Source organism: Nocardia jejuensis NBRC 103114 (assembly GCF_001613145.1).
Classification (GTDB): domain Bacteria; phylum Actinomycetota; class Actinomycetes; order Mycobacteriales; family Mycobacteriaceae; genus Nocardia; species Nocardia jejuensis.
In genome coordinates, this window is record NZ_BDBU01000067.1 from 1 (window position 1) to 17,571 (window position 17,571).

17 protein-coding genes and 1 pseudogene are annotated in these 17,571 nt (G+C 69.5%); 5 read left to right on the forward strand and 13 right to left on the reverse strand.

Annotated elements, in window-relative coordinates; translation table 11 throughout:
- Window positions 1-213, forward strand: a pseudogene (locus NJ1_RS40295) (HNH endonuclease); the annotation flags it as partial.
- A gap of 198 nt (window positions 214-411) precedes the next feature.
- Here the strand turns inward: NJ1_RS40295 and NJ1_RS35530 are convergent.
- Window positions 412-1,245 carry a tyrosine-protein phosphatase gene (locus NJ1_RS35530; RefSeq protein WP_067703996.1) on the reverse strand — a complete coding sequence of 278 codons (834 nt, stop codon included), beginning with the start codon at window positions 1,243-1,245 and terminating at the stop codon, window positions 412-414.
- 136 nt (window positions 1,246-1,381) lie between these two features.
- Window positions 1,382-2,407: a cell division protein ZapE gene (gene zapE / locus NJ1_RS35535; RefSeq protein WP_067703998.1), complete on the reverse strand. Its 1,026-nt coding sequence runs from the start codon at window positions 2,405-2,407 to the stop codon at window positions 1,382-1,384.
- Window positions 2,408-2,424: 17 nt separating this feature from the next.
- Here zapE and NJ1_RS35540 point away from each other — a divergent pair, with 17 nt between their 5' ends.
- From NJ1_RS35540 to msrB, 4 genes are all read left to right on the forward strand, one after another.
- Entirely contained in the window at window positions 2,425-3,213 is a 789-nt protein-coding gene (locus NJ1_RS35540) for a pyrimidine reductase family protein (protein ID WP_339381272.1), read from the forward strand.
- 36 nt (window positions 3,214-3,249) lie between these two features.
- On the forward strand, window positions 3,250-4,812 hold the full coding sequence (locus NJ1_RS35545) for an alpha/beta hydrolase (protein ID WP_067704002.1): 1,563 nt from the start codon (window positions 3,250-3,252) through the stop codon (window positions 4,810-4,812).
- Window positions 4,813-4,922: 110 nt separating this feature from the next.
- A complete protein-coding gene (locus NJ1_RS35550) occupies window positions 4,923-6,218 on the forward strand; it encodes a glycosyltransferase family 87 protein (protein ID WP_067704004.1) in 1,296 nt (431 codons plus the stop codon).
- A 132-nt stretch (window positions 6,219-6,350) separates the two neighbouring features.
- The gene (gene msrB / locus NJ1_RS35555; protein ID WP_067704008.1) at window positions 6,351-6,794 is read left to right on the forward strand and encodes a peptide-methionine (R)-S-oxide reductase MsrB; all 444 of its coding nucleotides are present in this window, start codon (window positions 6,351-6,353) and stop codon (window positions 6,792-6,794) included.
- 124 nt (window positions 6,795-6,918) lie between these two features.
- Here msrB and NJ1_RS35560 read toward each other — a convergent pair whose 3' ends face one another.
- From NJ1_RS35560 to NJ1_RS35610, 11 genes are read right to left on the reverse strand one after another with little or no spacing between them, the layout of a single operon-like run.
- Window positions 6,919-7,443 carry a GNAT family N-acetyltransferase gene (locus tag NJ1_RS35560; RefSeq protein ID WP_067704011.1) on the reverse strand — a complete coding sequence of 175 codons (525 nt, stop codon included), beginning with the start codon at window positions 7,441-7,443 and terminating at the stop codon, window positions 6,919-6,921.
- Entirely contained in the window at window positions 7,440-8,420 is a 981-nt protein-coding gene (locus tag NJ1_RS35565) for an ABC transporter substrate-binding protein (protein WP_067704014.1), read from the reverse strand. Before NJ1_RS35565 ends, NJ1_RS35560 begins: the two co-directional genes overlap by 4 nt.
- 38 nt (window positions 8,421-8,458) lie before the next feature.
- A complete protein-coding gene (locus tag NJ1_RS35570; protein WP_067704017.1) occupies window positions 8,459-9,538 on the reverse strand; it encodes a FecCD family ABC transporter permease in 1,080 nt (359 codons plus the stop codon).
- On the reverse strand, window positions 9,535-10,317 hold the full coding sequence (locus NJ1_RS35575) for an ABC transporter ATP-binding protein (RefSeq protein WP_067704020.1): 783 nt from the start codon (window positions 10,315-10,317) through the stop codon (window positions 9,535-9,537). The genes NJ1_RS35570 and NJ1_RS35575 overlap by 4 nt, the downstream gene beginning before the upstream one ends.
- Window positions 10,314-11,222: a GHMP family kinase ATP-binding protein gene (locus NJ1_RS35580; RefSeq protein WP_067704023.1), complete on the reverse strand. Its 909-nt coding sequence runs from the start codon at window positions 11,220-11,222 to the stop codon at window positions 10,314-10,316. The genes NJ1_RS35575 and NJ1_RS35580 overlap by 4 nt, the downstream gene beginning before the upstream one ends.
- On the reverse strand, window positions 11,219-12,064 hold the full coding sequence (locus NJ1_RS35585) for a class I SAM-dependent methyltransferase (protein WP_067704027.1): 846 nt from the start codon (window positions 12,062-12,064) through the stop codon (window positions 11,219-11,221). The genes NJ1_RS35580 and NJ1_RS35585 overlap by 4 nt, the downstream gene beginning before the upstream one ends.
- Window positions 12,061-13,377 (reverse strand): MFS transporter, encoded by a 1,317-nt coding sequence (locus NJ1_RS35590; protein WP_067704030.1) that lies wholly within the window; start codon window positions 13,375-13,377, stop codon window positions 12,061-12,063. Before NJ1_RS35590 ends, NJ1_RS35585 begins: the two co-directional genes overlap by 4 nt.
- Window positions 13,374-14,417, reverse strand: a complete 1,044-nt coding sequence (locus NJ1_RS35595) for an enolase C-terminal domain-like protein (RefSeq protein WP_067704093.1) — start codon at window positions 14,415-14,417, stop codon at window positions 13,374-13,376. Before NJ1_RS35595 ends, NJ1_RS35590 begins: the two co-directional genes overlap by 4 nt.
- Window positions 14,414-15,475: a PLP-dependent cysteine synthase family protein gene (locus NJ1_RS35600; RefSeq protein WP_067704032.1), complete on the reverse strand. Its 1,062-nt coding sequence runs from the start codon at window positions 15,473-15,475 to the stop codon at window positions 14,414-14,416. The genes NJ1_RS35595 and NJ1_RS35600 overlap by 4 nt, the downstream gene beginning before the upstream one ends.
- Window positions 15,463-16,341, reverse strand: coding sequence for a Rossmann-like domain-containing protein (locus tag NJ1_RS35605; protein WP_245717728.1), 879 nt, complete (start codon window positions 16,339-16,341; stop codon window positions 15,463-15,465). Before NJ1_RS35605 ends, NJ1_RS35600 begins: the two co-directional genes overlap by 13 nt.
- Window positions 16,338-17,564, reverse strand: a complete 1,227-nt coding sequence (locus NJ1_RS35610; RefSeq protein ID WP_245717729.1) for an ATP-grasp domain-containing protein — start codon at window positions 17,562-17,564, stop codon at window positions 16,338-16,340. Before NJ1_RS35610 ends, NJ1_RS35605 begins: the two co-directional genes overlap by 4 nt.
- Between the last annotated feature and the right edge of the window lie 7 nt (window positions 17,565-17,571).

Below are 17,571 nucleotides of genomic sequence, written 5' to 3' on the forward strand. Positions count from 1 at the left end.
GTGATGGGCAAGGATTCGGAGTTCCCGGGGCGCACCGGCTGGATCGCACCGGAGCACATCGACCCGTCCGGTACTCCGAAGGTGAACCATCGTCATCATCCCGGGGAGATGCTCGCCGCTGCCCAAGCACGCCGTCTCGAGCGTAAGCGGCGTGAGAAAGTGTGCCGCCAAGGGTTGTTGGCGCATCGCGCGAAACCCTTCCCACGCAGCTAGCCTGCAAGGCCAGGGCTCCGACAACGTCGGTTTCAGCGCGCGAGCGGTAGTCGACAGGCCGGTTGAGTCGCGGCCGCGATGTCGGTGGGCCGTGGCCATGACCGGCCACTCCGCCCCGTCCGACGCTCCCGGCGCAGATGGTGCGGAAATACGAACGCCCGGCTGGTCGATGCAGCCGGGCGTTCGTCGAAACCGTTGTCAGGACAGGAGTTTCGCCTTCAGGGCCGAGATGTCGGCGGGCGAGAGCTTCAGGCCGTCGCGGACGTAGTTGTCGAAGCTGCCGTAGGTCTGGTTCGCCTGGTCGAAGGCGGAGTCCAGGGCCGCGGCCGAGACGCCGTTGAGGGCGTCGCCGTCCTGGGCGTTGCGGTAGTAGTTCGACAGGAGGTAGTCGTAGGTGACCGTGTCGCGGTCCACGCCGAGAATGGTGAGCAGGACCGCGGAGGTCCAGCCGGTGCGGTCTTTGCCCGCGGTGCAATGGAAAAGGACCGCGCCGGGGTTGGTCGCGATGTCGCGCAGGACGCCGGAGAAAGCCTCGTTCGCGCCGGGGGCGGTGATGAAGGCGCGGTACAGGTCGGTGCCCGCGGACAGGGTGGACGCCATGACCTGCGGCGGAGCCTGGCCGATGACGTCGTCGTGGAACTCGGTCGCGCCGGCGGGGACCTTGTCCACGCCCATGAGCTGCTGCTCCATGGTGGTGCGCAGGTCGTGCACGGAGCGGACGTCACGGCGGGTCAGCTCGGCCAGGTCCGCATCGGTGGCCTTGGTCAGTTCGCCGGTGCGGTAGACCAGGCCGGTGCGCACGGTGTGACCATCGGCGGTGCGGTAGCCGCCGGCATCGCGGGCGTTCACCACGCCCTGCAGGTTCAGCGAGCGCGCGTCGGTGTTCACGAGCACGTTGCCGGTCGGGGCGGGCGGCTGGACCTGCTGCTGGGTGGCGGCGGGCGGGTCGGCCAGCGCGACGGTGGGCAGTGCGCCCAGCGACAGGGCCGCGCTCAACATCAGCGAGGCGCCGAGCGTGCGATTCACCTTCATACGAACTCCCTTTCGTCGAACACCCAGCTTGTGGCCGGGTGGTCGCCCGGCCGGTCGCCGGGCGGCGGGTCTCGCACAGGTCGCGAGACCCAAGTCTGTGGCGCGGTCAGCGCGTGGCAGGGCCGCCGCCGACCGGTCAGGCCGCAGTCGCCGGGGCTTCGAAACGGGAGAGCGCGAGCAGACGCGAGATCGCGCGCAGGTACTTCTTGCGGTATCCGCCGTCCAGCATCTCCTGCGAGAAGATCTGGTCCAGTTTGGCTCCGGAGACGGTGACGGGTGTGCCCGCGTCGTAGAGGCGGTCGGCCAGCACCACCACGCGCAGCGCCACGGCCTGATCGGTCACCTGGTGCACGCCGGAGATGTACACCGCCGAGACCCCGTTGATCAGCGCGTTGTAGCGCGAGGGGTGCAGGGTGCTCAGGTGCGCGAGCAGCTCGTCGAAGTCGTCGAGCGTGGAACCCGGTGTGGCGGAGGCCTTCTCGACCAGCTGCTCGGGCGAGGCCGGCTCGGGGGCGGGCGGCAGGTCACGGTGTCGGTAGTCGGGGCCGTCGACGCGGATGGGCTCGAACAGCGCGCCCAGCTTCTTGATCTCGCGCAGGAAGTCCTGGGCGGCGAAACGGCCCTCGCCCAGCTGGCCGGGCAGTGTGTTGGAGGTGGCGACGATGGACACGCCGCGCGAGGTCAGCTCGGACAGCAGGCGGGACACCAGCATGGTGTCGCCCGGATCGTCGAGCTCGAACTCGTCGATGCACAGCACGCTGTTGCCCGCGAGTCGCTCGACCGCGTTGTTGAAGCCGAGCGCGCCCACCAGATTGGTGACCTCGCCGAAGGTGCCGAAGGTCTTGGGCGCCGGGACCGAGTGGTAGATCGAGGCCAGCAGGTGGGTCTTGCCCACGCCGAAGCCGCCGTCCAGGTACAGGCCGATGCCGGAGACCGGCTTCTTCTTCCCGAACAGGGGCTTCTTGGATGCCGCCTTGTGCAGCTTGGTCACCGCCCCGGCGAACTCCTCGGCCTTGCGCACGGCGGCGGCCTGCGAGGGTTCCTTCGGATCCGGGATGTACGAAGCGAAGCTCACCTCGTCGAAGGTGGGCGGGGGGACCATCTGGGCCACCAGCTGGTCAGCCGGAACCTCCGGGTGGCGATCGACGAGGCGTTGTTGCACGCGGTTAGCGTACGGACGTGGTGAGATCGGTTCTCATGCAGCGTATGCCCAATGCGATCCAGCTCACAGATCTCAGCCCCGACGAACTGGTGGGGCTGTACGCGTACCCGGCCGGACCCGCGGCGCCGTACATCCGGGTCAACTTCGTCACCAGCATCGATGGGGCGGTTTCGGTGGACGGGCGCTCCGGCGGGCTGGGTACGCCCGCGGACAAGCGGGTGTTCGGGTTGCTGCGGTCGCTGGCCGATGTGATCGTGGTGGGAGCGGGCACCGCACGGGCCGAGAACTACGGTGCCGCACACACGGATTCGACGCTGCGGACGCGGCTGTGGCATCACGGATTCGGCGGCGATCCCGACGGCGCCGCGCCCCGCGTCGCGGTCGTGACCTCGAGCGCCGCGCTGGATCCGACGAGCCGGTTGTTCACCGACACCGGCGCGCGGCCGATCGTGATCACCACCTCCGCCGCGCCCGCCGAGAACAAGCGGGCCCTCGCCGAGGCGGGCGCGCAGGTGATCGAGGCGGGCGAGGCGACGGTCTCCGCCGACCGACTACGGGACGCGCTCGCCGAACTCCGATTGCGGCGGGTGCTGTGCGAGGGCGGACCGGCGCTGTTCGGTGATCTGATCACCGCCGGAGCAGTGGACGAACTGTGCCTGACGGTGTCTCCGATGCTGGTCGCGGGGACGGAGCGGCGAATCGCCGTGTCCCCCAATGCCATGCCCACACCGATGCACTGCAGGCATCTCGTGTTCGCCGAGGACGGCACGATTCTCACCCGATGGGAACGCTCGCACACCCGGTAAGTGAAACCGGCCGCCGGACCTGGCAGGCTGTAGCGCATGCGCTGGACTCGGGCCGCTCTGCTGGCGTCGACACTTTCGGTACTGGTGACCACCGGCTGCGGAGCCGGACCCTCGGACCGTCCCGCCGTCGCGGTCGAACGCCCGCATCAGGCCGGGGCCGTGGAGACCACCGCGCCCGCCGATGCGACGCCGCCCGCGCCCGAGGTGCCCAAATCCGAACTGAGCTGGCACGAATGCACCGTGCCGACCTTCAACCTGCTGGGACTGGGCACACCGCCCACCGGACTCATCCTCGATTGCGCGGAATACACCACGCAGGTCGACGCGGCCGGGGCCGTCGGCGGCAATTTCCGCAACGCGGCCATGCGCGCCCGCTATGACCGCACCCCCAAGGATGCCGCCCCGCTGGTGCTGACCTCGGGCTCGGACCGCTCCTCTACCGCGACGCTGGCCGGGCTCGCCGCAGGGTCCGGCAGTGCGCTGCTGGCGGCGCGGCCCGTGGTCGCGGTGGATCGGCGCGGCATCGGCAGCTCACAGGCGGTCAGCTGCCTGACCAACGAACTGCGCGACAAGCTCGGCAATCAGGCCCAGTTCACGCGCGGCACAACCGATCCCGTCGACGCGGTCGCCACGGCCAGCAAGGACGCCACGGTCGCGTGCCTGGACTTCCTGTCCCCCGCCCAGGGCACCTTCGACGCCGCGCACGCCGCGGACGACATCGAACAGCTGCGCAAGCAGTGGCAGGTCGATCACATCGGGCTGTTGAGCACCGGGTCCGGATCGGCCGTCGCGGTCAACTACGCGCGCAAGTACGGCGATCACCTCGGGCGGCTGGTGCTCGACTCGCCGCAGGCGATCGGGCTCGACGCGGTGGGTCGCACCGAACTGCGGGTGCAGGGTCAGGAAGCCGCGCTCACCGCGTTCGCGCAACGATGCGTGGCGCTGAACTGCTCGCTCGGTGCGGATCCCCCTGCGGCCGTGCTGGATCTGGTGAACCGGGCCGGTAGCGGCGGGTTCGGGGATCTGTCGGCGGCGGCGCTGGTCACCACGATCAGTGGCTACCTGGGAGATTCGCGTACGGCACAGAATCCGCAGATCACCGAGTTCGCCGACGCGCTCTCGGCGCTCGGGCGCGGGGACCGCGGGGCGATCACGCCGTTCGTGCAGCGCCAGACCACGGCCATCGCCAACGACGGCGAATTCGTGAATCGATGCAGCGACAACACCGAACCCGCCACGCCCGGACGCGCCAAGGAACTCGGGACCGCATGGGGCACGAAGTATCCGGTGTTCGGCAAGACCGCGGCCATCGATCTGATGACCTGCTCGGCATGGCCGGCCGCCGCGCCGTCGCCCGCGCTCGCCAAGTTCGACAAGCCGGTGCTGGTGCTCGGCGGCAGCGCCGACCCGGTGACCGGACAGGACGGGCGGGCATCGGTGACCGGCGCGCTCGGCGCGGCCGGAGCCCGCGCGGCCACGGTGGTGTGGCAGGGATGGGGGCATCCGACCTTCGCGCACTCCGGGTGCGCGCAGCAGGCCGTATCGGACTACCTGGGCAACGGCAAGCTGCCCGCCGACGGAACCGCCTGCCCGGCCTGAGCCCGACCCGCTGACAATCGGGGCTCGACCGGCGAGTCTCGTGCGCGCCACGGCACGCCAACGACGGGTCCCCGCACCCGTGACGGTGAGTTCCGGTGTACCGTGCCCGAGTGTTCCTTCGCCAGCTCGAGCCCCGCACGGCTCGCACGACCTCCGAGGTTCTGAACTTCGCGCTGTGGCCGTTCGCGGTCCTCACGGTGCTGAACCGGGTGATCATCAAGGCGGTCAACTACAACATCACCGACGACTTCAAGCCGGTGTACAACGCCTCGCTGGCGTTCCTCAACCACAAGCCGGTGTACGGCGCCAACTTCGACTCCGTCGATCCGCACTACCTGTACCCGCCCAGCGGGACGCTGCTCATCTCGCCGCTGGCGGTCATCGATCCGGAGAAGTCGCGCTGGTGCTTCATCCTGCTCAACGCGGCGGCGATCATCCTGGCCGGTTATCTGCTGCTGCGGCTGTTCAAGTTCAGCGTGCGCTCGGTCGCCGCGCCCGCGCTGCTGCTGGCCATGTTCGCCTCCGAGACCGTGACGAACACACTGGTGTTCACCAATGTCAACGGCTGCCTGCTGCTCGCGGAGGTCGGGTTCATCCACCTGATCCTGCAGCGCAAGGATCTGTGGGCGGGCGTGGTGCTGGGGTTGACGATCTCGATCAAGGGACCGCTGCTCGCGCCGCTGCTGTTCATTCCGCTGGTGCGCGGGCAGTGGAAGGTGTTCCTCACCGCCCTGGGCGTACCGGTGGCGCTGAACCTGATGGCGTGGCCGTTCATCGTGGACTACAAGCAGTTCTGGACGCACACGCTGCCGTACCTGACCGAGTCGCGGGACTACTTCAACAGCGCGATCGTCGGCAATGCCGGGTACTACGGCGTCGCGGACTGGCTGACCTGGACCATCCGAATCGCGATGGGGCTCATGGTCCTCGCCACACTGTGGATCCTGTACCGCTACTACCGCGATGACGAGGTGTTCTTCGTCTGCACCATCACCGGCCTGGTGCTCACCGCGACGCTGCTGCTCGGTTCGCTGGGTCAGATGTACTACTCGATGTTCCTGTTCCCGATGCTGATGACGGTGGTGCTGCGCAATTCGGTGATGCGCAACTGGCCGGCCTGGGTCGCGGTGTTCGGATTCATGTCGTACGACAAGTGGCTCTCGGATCAGTGGCAGAGTTTCGGGCGCACGCTCGAATACCTGCGCACCACCTTCGGCTGGGGACTGCTGCTCATCGTGGCGTTCTGCGTGCTGGGCGAGCGATACCTCGCCGCACGACGGGCCGGGACGCTCGAGCCGGGCAAGTCGCTGGATCCGGCGTGGATGCATCCCGAGACGGCAGCGCCCGTGGTGCCCGCCTCGCGGAACGGGCATACCCGGGACACCATCGCCGAACCGGTCGGCTGAAAACCCCTTCCGATACACCGACGGCCCGCCGACTCGACTTCGGCGGGCCGTTCGCGTCTCTCCCCGTGCAGCTGGGAGGGTCGGGAGCGATCGGAACGAGACGCCGATCGATGCGCGTATTAGCGTGGGAGCATGAGTTCCGACGCTGATACCTCGCTACCGGCACCGCGCATCCAGCTCACGCCGCAGGAGTGGCGCGCCAAGTTGAGCCCGGACGAGTACCGGGTGCTGCGGGAAGCCGGCACCGAACGCGCCTTCACCGGTGAATACACCGACACCGAGACCGACGGGGTGTACGAATGCCGGGCCTGCGGGACCGAATTGTTCCGCAGCGGTGAGAAATTCCACTCGCACTGCGGCTGGCCGTCGTTCTTCGATCCGGCGAAATCCGAGGCGGTGATCCTGAAGACCGACGACACACTGGGCATGCGCCGCGTCGAGGTGCTGTGCGCCAACTGCCACAGCCATCTGGGGCACGTGTTCGAGGGCGAGGGGTACCCGACGCCCACGGACAAGCGCTACTGCATCAACTCCATCTCCCTGCGGCTGAAGCCCGCACCGGGCTCCGACGGCTGAACCGCCGAAGCCCGGTCGCCGACCCGGGCCCCGGCGGCGCCGATCGGGAGCTGTACCGCGGGGTCGACCAGCGCCGGGTCGATTCAGCGCCGGGTCGACCAGTGCCGGGTCGACCAGTGCCGGGTCAACGCAGTGGAATCTCCAGGTGGACCGTCTGGAAGCGGCGCTCGGGCGCGCGATCGTCGTGGACGATGACGCCGAGCGACTTCCAGAAATCCAGCGCACCCGGCACACTCGCATCCGTATGCAGGTAGAGACGCTCGAAAACCGTTGTCCCGCGCGCGAAGTCGATGGCTCGCCGCACCAGCTCGGTGGCCAGCCCACGGCGGCGGTGCTCGGCGCGGACATAGACGCGGAACAGCTGGGCGGTGCTGTGATCCGGATAACGGTCCGCGAGCCAGGCCGGGTGCGGCGGGATTCGTGGGCCGCGCGCCCGGATCGCCGTGGTCGCGACGACCTGGTCGTCGTGGCGAGCCACCCACAGTCGCTGCCGAGGGTGGCAGAGGTAGGCGCGACCCGGGTCGATGACATCGTCGTGATGTTCGGGCAGGTAGCCGTAGCCCAGGTCGGTGTAGAAGGTGTCGAGCATGACGCTGCGCGCGCCCGCCAGGTCGTGCGGCAGCGCCTCGCGGACGACATAATCGCTCATTGGAGCGCACCGAGCTTGGCGGACAGCACTTCCAGCCCCTCCACGGCGACCGGTCCCGGGCCGGTGTAGCCGAAGGGGACCGCGATGACGCGATCGTTGCGAATCGCGCTGAGCGAGGCCAGTTCCGGGCGATCGCGCAGGGCTGTGCGCACCGAGTCCGGGGTCTGCTCGCCCTGAGTCAGCACGATCAGCACGTCCGGATCGCGGGCGATCAGCGTTTCGGTGTTCGCCTCGAAGCTGCGCTTGGCCACATCGCCGAAGACATTGGCCAGACCCAGCATTCCCATCTGGGTGTGCACGGTGCTGGTGCTGCCGTAGGCGCTCAGGGTCGCCCCGTCACGGGACAGGATGAGCGCCGCGGCGGGCCGGGCCGGGCCACCGGGCCGGTGCGCGTCGGCGATGGCGGCGACCCGGCCGCGTAGTGCGGTGAGCGTCGCGGCCGCCTGTTTCTCGGTGCCGAAAAGCCTTCCGTACAGGTCGATGTCGGCGAAAATGTCCTCGTAGGTGCCCGCCGCGTTCTTGCAGTAGCCACGAGTGACGAGCAGCGGGATGCCGGCCGTGGCCAGATCCTCGGGTCCGACGGCCGCGCCTTCGAAACTCACCACTACGTCGGGGCTGCGGGCGATGATTTGTTCACGAGCGAGATCCGCTGTGACGGTGACCATTTCGGCATTCTTCAGCGCCTCGCCGTATTCGCCGGGGAACGGTGCGGTCTCGAACGTCCGGGTGACGACGCGATCGGCGGCTCCGGCCGCGGCGATGAGCGGCGCCGCCACCGATCCGACGGTGATCACGCGGTCGGGTGCTCGTTCGAAGCGCACGTCCCGGCCGCAACTGGAGATGGTGAGCGGGAAGCCACCGGCCGCGGACGCCTCCTGGCGGGTCGGTGGTGCGCCGCACGAGCTCGTTGCGACGATCGCCGCGAGAGCGACCGGAACGATCGAGAGAGCGCGGTTGAGCACGATGGAACCAGACATATCGGGAGATACCTATCGGATAGTCGAAACGGGGAGGTTCAGGCGACCGGCTCGCGAAAACGCCGGACGAGAACGAGCAGCAGTGGCGCACCGACCACCGCGGTGACGATGCCCAGCGGTAATTCCCTGGGCGCGAACGCCGTTCGGGCGACCACGTCGGCGAGGACCAGAAAGTTCGCGCCCAGCAGCGCGGACATCGGGATCAGCCGCCGGTGCGCGCTCCCGGTCGCCAACCGCGCCACGTGCGGAACGATCAGACCGACGAAGCCGATGGCCCCGGCCACCGCGACCACCGCACCGACGCACAGCGCCACCACCGCCAGCGCCCCCACCCGCCAGCGGGTCGGCGCGATGCCGAGGGTCCGCGCGGTGTCGTCGCCCACGGCGAGCGCATCGAACCGGGTGGCCATGAGGAACAGCGCGGCAATAGACGCTCCCACCGCGGCGGCCGTGGTCACGACCGCGGGCCACGCCGCCGACCCGAGCGAGCCCAGCAGCCAGAACAGCACGGCCCGAGCGCCTTCCGGCGAATCGGAGGCGAAGATCAGGAAGCTGGTCGCCGCCGAGAAGATGTAGCCGATGGTGACACCGCCCAACAGCAGGCGCAGCGACGTCAACTGCCCATTGCTGCGGGCCACGGCGAACAGCAGCCCTGTCGCGCACAACGCACCGGAGAACGCGCTCGCGGACAGCATTCCACCCACGCCGAAGCCGAACAGCAACGACAGCGCCGCCCCGGTCGAGGCGCCGGAGGTGACGCCGAGAATGTGCGGATCGGCCAGCACGTTCCGCACCACGGTCTGCAGGACCGCGCCGCTGACGGCCAGGCCCGCGCCCACGAGCGCCCCCAGCAGCACCCGGGGCACCCGCACCCGCCAGACGATGGCATCCTGCGCCGCCGTCCACTCCGCGAGCGCGGGAATCCCGAACATATGGTGCCCGACGATGCGCGCCACCGTCAGCGGCGGCACCGTCACGGGTCCGATTCCGCACGCGCACACCAGCACCGCCGACAGGATCGCGGCCAGTCCCGCGATCCACATCACGGTGTGCCGACGGCGGCGCGCATGACCGAGATCGTCCGGTATCTCCTCGGACACCGCCTGTACCGATGTCATCGCGGAAACGCCCTTTCCGCGTCGGTGCGTGCTCCGAAGAGGAGCTGGGGTGCGCCGAAGGCCGACGAGCGGCGTACGCGGACGCCGTAGACGGGTTCGAGTATCTCCGGGATCAACACGTCGTCGACCGACCCGGCGGCGGCCACCCGACCGCGCTCGAGCAGGACGATGCGGTCGCAGTAGCGGGCCGCGAGGTTCAGGTCGTGCAGCACGATCACCGTGGTCACCGCGAGTTCGCCCAGGAGACCGAGCAATTCGTGCTGGTAGTGGATGTCGAGGTGGTTGGTCGGTTCGTCCAGGAGCAGATGATCGGCCTGCTGGGCGAGTGCGCGCGCGACGAGGACGCGCTGACGTTCGCCGCCGGAGAGGGTCGCGAACGCGCGCTCGGCCAGATCGCGCGCGCCGACCCGGTGCAGGGCGGCCGCCACGACCACGTGGTCCGCGTGGGAGTAACCGCGTACCGGCCCCGCCCAGGGCGCGCGTCCCAGCATGACCATGTCGGTCACCGTGAGCGGAGTCTGCGCCGGGTTCTCCTGGGTCACGACGGCCAGGCGCGCGGCGAGCTGTCTTCCGCGCAAATCGGATACGGGTCCATCGTCGATGAGCACGGTCCCGGTGCGTGGCCGCAGCGCGCGGTAGATGATCCGCAGCAGGGTCGATTTCCCCGACCCGTTGGGCCCGATCAATCCGAGAGTCGAGCCGGTCTCGGCGATCAGCCCGGCACCGGACAGTACGAGCGAGTCGCCGTAGCCGAAGCTCACATCACGCGCGGTGATCATCGGGCGACCGCCGCGGGCCAGTCCGGCGGGCCGGGACGCCAGCTGCGATGAACGCTCACCGCGGTCGCGTAGTCGGCCGAAATACGCTGTGCCTCAGCCAATTTACCCTCGTAGTCGGGGTCGTCGTCGGCGAGCAGAATGCCCGTGGTGGTCCCGCTGTGCGCGATCACCACGCCCAGCGCATCCATGCCCCGCGCCCCCGCGAGCGCCACATCCAGGTGCGGGCGTTCACGCAGCACCGAGTTCATCAGCGCGCTGCGGGTGGCGATCTCGCCGATCCCGCGGTGATCGCGCCTGGCCACCGCGTCGGTCAGGCCGCTCAGCAGACGCGTGTACTCGCGCTTGTCGGCGTCCGTGAAAGGCTTGTCACGACGGTTGAATTCGACGGTGTCGAGCTGACCGCCCTCGTCGGCGAGCACGACGGTCAGCCGGGGCAGCGTCCGCAGCCGAGTGAGCAGCCGTACCTCGCGGTGGTAGAAGGCCACCGGACCCGGATACATGACGCCGTCCGACGGCTCGATACCGCGCAGCAGGTCCTCGATCTCGGTGGCCTCGATCCGGCGTCCCGCCGCGTCGGCGACAGCACGGGCGGTGGCGACCAGGTCAGCGGTCGAACTGGCGAGTCCCTTACCCTCGGCGAGATCGCTCATGATCCGCAGGCGCCCGCCGCCAAGTGCGCCCGAGCGCGCCAGCATGAGTTCGGCCAGTGCGCGGGATTTGCTCTTGTGCGGCGGATCGACGTCGATACCGCCCGCGGTCGCGTCCGGTTCGAAGACGACGACCGATCCCTGTCGAATGGGCAGTGTGACCAGGAAGTCTCGATCGTCACCGGCGGTCACGCCCTGCAGCAGTTCACCGCAACTGCCGAAGGCGCTGCCGACGCCGATTCGGTCCGGCCGGTTCACCGGGCCCCGGACAGTGCCCGGCGGCGGGCCACCACATGGAGACGATCGCCGGTCAGCGCGCTGGATCGCACAGCGTCGGCGGACCACGCGGATCCGGCGAGCGGGCCGGGTTCGTCGAAAAGAGCGAGCGTCTCGAATCCACTGCTGTGCAACAGGTATCGAAGCTCCTCGGGAAAGAGCAGACGCCACGCGGTGTCCTGGGTCACCGGACCGCCGCCCGCCCAGGTCCACACTCGCCGACGGCGCAGCAGCTGAGCCGCGAGGTCCAGCGACAGCGCGGTGCGGGAGGTGTAGGCGACTCCCTCCCACTCGATGTCACGCACCGACACCTCGTCGAGCAGTTCTCGCCGCCCACGATCGGTGAGCAGGAAAGCCCCGTTGCGCATCTCGAGCACCAGGAGTCCGCCCGGTCGCAGGCAGGCGGCGAAACCGGACAGTGCCGTGACCACGTCGACGCTGGAATGCAAGTGCAGCAGCGTGCTGCCCAGGCAGGTGAGGACCTCGACCGGTTCGACTGTCCGGACCCGGCGCGCATCGCCGACCGTGAAGTCCACGCCCGGGTACGTCGCGCGCGCGTAGGCGACCATGCGCGGCGAAATGTCCACGGCGGACACGTCGTAGCCGAGTTCGGCCAAGCGCGCCGCATCACGTCCGGTACCGGAACCGACATCGAGCAGTCGCGGCGCGGTGCCCGCGGATCCGGTGGCGAATTCGGTCACCAGGTCGTGGACGAAACGAGCATTGCGCGCACCCGTATCGGGGAATGTCTTCTCGTACAACGCCGGATTGTCGGTGAGGAGGTTCTCGGTGGCCAGCACCGGTCCGGTCGCAGGGCTGCTCATCGGGAGCCTCGACTTTCTTTGTCAGGGGGTGCCTCGACAGCGGATACCGCTGTGATGACTGCTGTTTCGGTGGCGGGCGCGGGGAGAAGCCGGCGGTGATCGAGTGCGCGCACGGCGAGTGCGGAGAGGAATCCGGTTCCGGCGCACAGTGCCGCGGGCAGCCACCCCAGGGGGCCGCCGCCCCGATCCACCGCGGCGCCGACCAGCGAGGTCAGGCACACGGTGTACACGCCGGACACGAGATAGAAAGCGCCGAAATAGGTTCCGGTGAGACGCTCGCCGCCGAAGGCCGCGATCAGCTCGTTGACGAAGGGTTGCACGAGCATGACGCCCACCGTGAGCACCACGACGGCCGCGAGAATCGGAACCATCCGCAGCGCGGCGCCCGCGGCCGCTCCCCCGGTGCCGGAATCGACGAAAGGCGCTGCCAGCGGCGGGATCACGAAGGCGGCGCCCATGACCGCCATACCGCGGGCCATGGCAGGACCACGGGCTCCGCGCGCGATCCGCTGGGTGATCCGCACCTGCAGAAGCAGAATCACCGCGGTATCGACCAGGAACAAGGCCGCGACCGCCACTGTCGCGTGCGGACCCGCGACCCGCCGGGCCTGCAGGGTGAGGATGAAGTAGCTCTGGCTCTGCAGGGCGAACATGCCCGCGAGCGCCGCCGCGAATCCCCAGAACACTCGGTGGGAAAACAGATTTCGCATATCTCGCAGTACGCCGTGGCCGGTGCGGGACACCGCCCGCGACGGCAGGAACGCCAACTGGGCCAGGGTGAGCGCCAGGAAGATTCCCGCCGCCACCCCCGCGGTGAGCCGGAAACCCATGGCCACCAGCACAGTTCCGGCCACCGGACCCGCCGCCGAACCGACATTGCCGAACACGTTGAACAGCGCGAACGCCGATGCGGAGCGTTCGGCGCTGTCACGGGCGATATAGGCACGTACGGCCGGATTGAACAGCGCACCGGCGAAACCGGTCAGCACCGAAGCGAGCAGCACCACGGTCAGCGATCCGCCGACGGCGAACAAGGCGAAGCCGACGGCGCGCACGGCCGCGCCCACGATGATCACCCCGCGCGCGCCCAGCCGATCGGCGATGGCGCCGCCCACCAGGAACAGTCCCTGCTGACTGAGGTTGCGCACGCCGAGGACGACGCCGACCACCGCCGCGGACAGGCGCATATCGGTCAGTAGGTATCCGGCGAGGAAGGGCATGAGCATGTAGAAGCCGACGTTCCCGGCCAGCTGGTTGACCAGCAGCAGCCGCACCGACAGCGGGAAGGACCGGAACAGCCTCAGGGTGTTCACGATTCGCCCCGGCACCGGACGCCGAGCCCGGGTGCGCCGGGTCGGCGCAGGAGTCCGTCCGCGCCGCCGAGCCCCGTCCAGGGGTCCTCGGCCAGCAGCAGGTGCCCGTCGAGATCGACCCAGCGCGCCGCACCGGTCAGGTGTGCGGCCGCGGCGATGCTCAACGAGGTCGATGCCTGGCAGCCGAGCATGACCCCGACCCCGCGCGGGCGCGCCCAGTCGATCATGGACAGCGCCGCGTCCAGCCCGCCGCATTCGGCGAGTTTGATATTGATGCCGCCCAGTCCCCCGGGCAACGCGTCCAGATCCGATCGGGTCCCGGCATCCTCATCCGCGATGACGGGCATGGGCACCGAGTTCGACACTGTCGCGAGGTCATCCGGGAAGCCCGCCGGTACCGGCTGTTCCACCGCCGCGACGCCGAATTCCGCGAGCCTGGTCAGCACGTCGATCGCGGTGCGGGCGTCCCAGGCCCCGTTCGGGTCCAGCAGCAGTGCGGCCGCGGGAGCGGCGGCACGGATCGCCTCGACCCGGCCGATATCGTCGGCCGGATCGGGCGCGCCGAGCTTCACCTTTATCGTGGTGAATCCCCGGCGCATCAGCTGTCGCGCGCACCGGGCCGCGGTGTCCGGTGCGACGATGCCCACGGTGTAGGCGGTCGGCACCCGATCCCACACCGGCATACCCAGCACCTCGTGCAGGGGCACGCCCGCCTCGACGGCGAGCAGATCGTGCACGGCGGCATCGACCGCGGCCGCGACCGGCAGCGCGTGGGCCAGCCGGTTCCGCAGCTCGGGCAGACGCTTGCGGAGTCCGGCCGGATGCGATTCGGCTCCGACCCAGGAGGCCGCCGTGACCAGTGCCCGTTCGATCGCCGCGACGTCCAGACCCAGCCGAGGACTGGTCACGACTTCGCCGCGCCCGCGAATGCCCTGGTGCGACAGGGTCACCCATACCGCGTCCCGTTCGGTCATCGCGGCGCGGGAAATCCGCAGTGGTTCGGCCAGCCTCAGCCGGGCCACGCGATGGTCCAGCCTCATACCCGCACCCGCGCTTCGGCCGGATCGCGCACCACTGCGCACCGCGCCCATCCGCTCACCTCGACCAGGTTGGGGCTCGCTATTTCCACCGGCCGGGTCGCGACGGATTCGAACAGCCCACGCGCGGTGCACCATTCGTCGTCGTAGATGGTGCGCAGGTAGCGGTGCGGGCCGTCGGGGAACACGGTCACCACCCGGGCGCCGGGGTCGCGCCGGGCCGCCCACCCGGCAACCAGAGCCGCCGCGCCGGTACTCCAGCCACCCGCCAGACAGGTCCGGGCCGCGACTTCGCGACACGAGGCGACCGCCTCGGCCGGACCGACCCAGTGCACCTCGTCGTAGTCGGGGTAGACGACATTGCGCGGCAGGATGCTGCTGCCCAGTCCGCGCATGACGCGCTCGCGAGCGGGCTGGCCGAAGATCCGCGAGCCGACCGAATCGACTCCGATCACACGCAGTCCGGGCCGTCGCCGCCGCAGGGCACGGGTGAGTCCCGCGCAGTGCCCACCGGAACCCACGGTCGCCACCAGTACGTCCACCCGGTCGAGATGGTCGGTGATCTCGCGGGCCATATCCGCGTATCCCGCGGCATTGTCGGGGTTGTCGTACTGGTCGGGCCAGTACGCGCCCGGCACGGTCGCGAGGATCTGTGCGAGCCGATCGAGCCGCGCTTGCTGCCAACCGCCCTCCGGATGCTGCCGCCGGACCACCTCGAGGCGCACGCCGAAGGCGGCGAACAGTGCCCGCATATCCGGTTCCAGCTCATCGTCGACGATCAGGATGACCGGATGCCCCAGCGACTTGGCCGCCACAGCGAGCCCGATTCCCAGGGTGCCGCTGGTGGATTCGACCACCGTCGCACCGGGGGCCAGTTCACCGCGCAGGGCCGCGCCGGTGAGCATCGCCACGGCCGCGCGTGCCTTCATTCCGCCGACACCGGCGGACTCGACCTTGGCGTGGAAGCCGGTGTGCCCGCTCCGATCCGCGGGAATCCAGGCCATCGGCGTACCGCCGATGAGCGGCAGCAGTCCCCGATCACCGAACGCTACCCGCGACAAGGGAGCTCCTCGCCACGGTAGTGATAGTGCAGGCTCGGGCCACCGTCGAGCGAGAAGAACGGATAGGGTTCGGCCGCCACCGCCGTCAATCCGGGTGAGCCGACGAACCAGGGCAGCACCGCGCTTCCGGTCTGGGCGAACATGACCATCGGAATCCTGCGGCTCCGCGCATGCCCCAGGAGTTCGTCGAAACTGTCGTTGCCCAGGCACATTCCGGTGACGAGCAGGGCGTCGTAGGGCTCGAGGACGGTGTCGGCGCGGGTGCGCACCGGCTCACCCCATTCGGTGACGCCACCGGCCAGATCGCACGGAATGTAGTCGATCCCACGCCGGCGCAACTGTGCCAGCAGGGAATTCACCACGCCGATCACCAGGACGGTGCGCGTTCGGGCGGGCAGCAGATCGATCACACCGACGGCACGGGCCTGCGATTTCGCCAGCGACGAGACACCCGCCACCACTGATGTCCGGGCCCGGAATCCACCGGCATCGGGATGCGGGCGGGCATGCGCGAGATAGGCGTCGAGTCCGGCGATCCGCACCGTGCGGCGCGGGTGGTCCAGAAGTTCGGCGATGCTCGCGCCGACGCAGTCGTCGACCGCGTCCGCGTGGTCGGCGCGCTCGCCGGGCTCGAAGGCACAGGAGCCGACACCGGCGCCGACGCGAATGCTCAGAATCTCGTTGCGGTACAGCTGGTTCCGGCCCACGTGTCGGGTGCTGTGCACGGTGAGGAAGGCGCTCGCCACCCGCACCTCGGCGGGATCCGGGCCGAGCCGGGCGGCTCGAACCCAGGCCAGCAGCTCATCGACCGAGCGCGGTCGCCCGATGGCGTTCCGAGGCATCACGGTGGTCGTGACTTCGATCACGCGCTCACCTCGTCATGGCTGTAGACCACCCGCAGCGAGTCGATCAGCGCGCGCGCGGATTCCGCGGCGGCACCGGGCTTTTCGTCGACGACCATCACATGGGCCAGATATCCGTTGTTGTCGTTCGCGGGTCGTACCCGTCTGCCGGGAGCGGCCAGGTCGTAGTCCACGATTCGGGAATCCAGCGGCCAGTCCCGCGCGCCGGTGATGCCGCCCAGGACCCCGGCGGCCTCCGGAACGAGGAAAGCTATTGCGGCACTGCCGACTCCGGTGGGGGCGCCGCGCAGGTCCGGTTCCCGGCCCAGCGCGAGGTCGGCGTAGACGGCGGCGAGATCTATCCCGGTCACCCGGCGCACCAATTCGGTGATGCGGTTTCCCGCCGGCCGTGGGTTCACCTCCACCAGCCGCGGGCCACCGGCGGTGAGCTTGATCTCGGTGTGCGCCACCGTATCGTCGAGGCCCAGAGCGGCAATCGCCGCGCACGCGACCTCCGCGATCCGCGTCTCCAGCTCCGGGTCCAGCGCGGCCGGGAACATGTGCCCGGCCTCGATGAACCAGGGCGCACCGACCACCTGTTTGTCGGTGACCCCGATCACGGTGGTGTCACCGCCGAAAGTGACTGTCTCCACACTGAATTCAGGTCCGGTCAAGCACTCTTCCACGAGCACGTCCGCGCTGCGGGCCTGGCCCCGGGCGTTCACCGGGAATCCGGCGATCTCGGCGACGGCGGCCCGCAGCTCGACCGCATCGTTCACCCGGCGCACGAACATGCCGCCGCACAGGTCGACCGGCTTCACCACGACCGGGTATCCGATGCGATCCGCGGCGTCGATCAGCTCGTCCGAGTCGGCCGCGAGGGCGAACTCCGGTCCGGGAACCCCGGCGGCACCACAGATTCGGCGGGTACGGGCCTTGTCACAGGCTGCCGCCACTGCCTCGCGGCTCGGTCCGGGCAACCCCAGTTCCGCCGCCACCGCAGCGACCGTCGGCAGGTAGTAGTCACACGAGGACATCACCCCGTCGAAGGCAAGTGCGCCGTGCAGCAGTTGCACCCGCGGCAGCAGCCCCGCCTCGTCATTGGTCTCGGCGGTGACGATGTTCGCGGCCCCGAGCAACGGGTGCCCGGCGGACGGCGTGGCTCGCAGGTAGTGCCGCAGGTCCCGGGTCAGGAAGCTGAATCGATCTCCCTGCTCCTGAATCGCTTGCGGCAGCAAGGTACTCATCGATCCG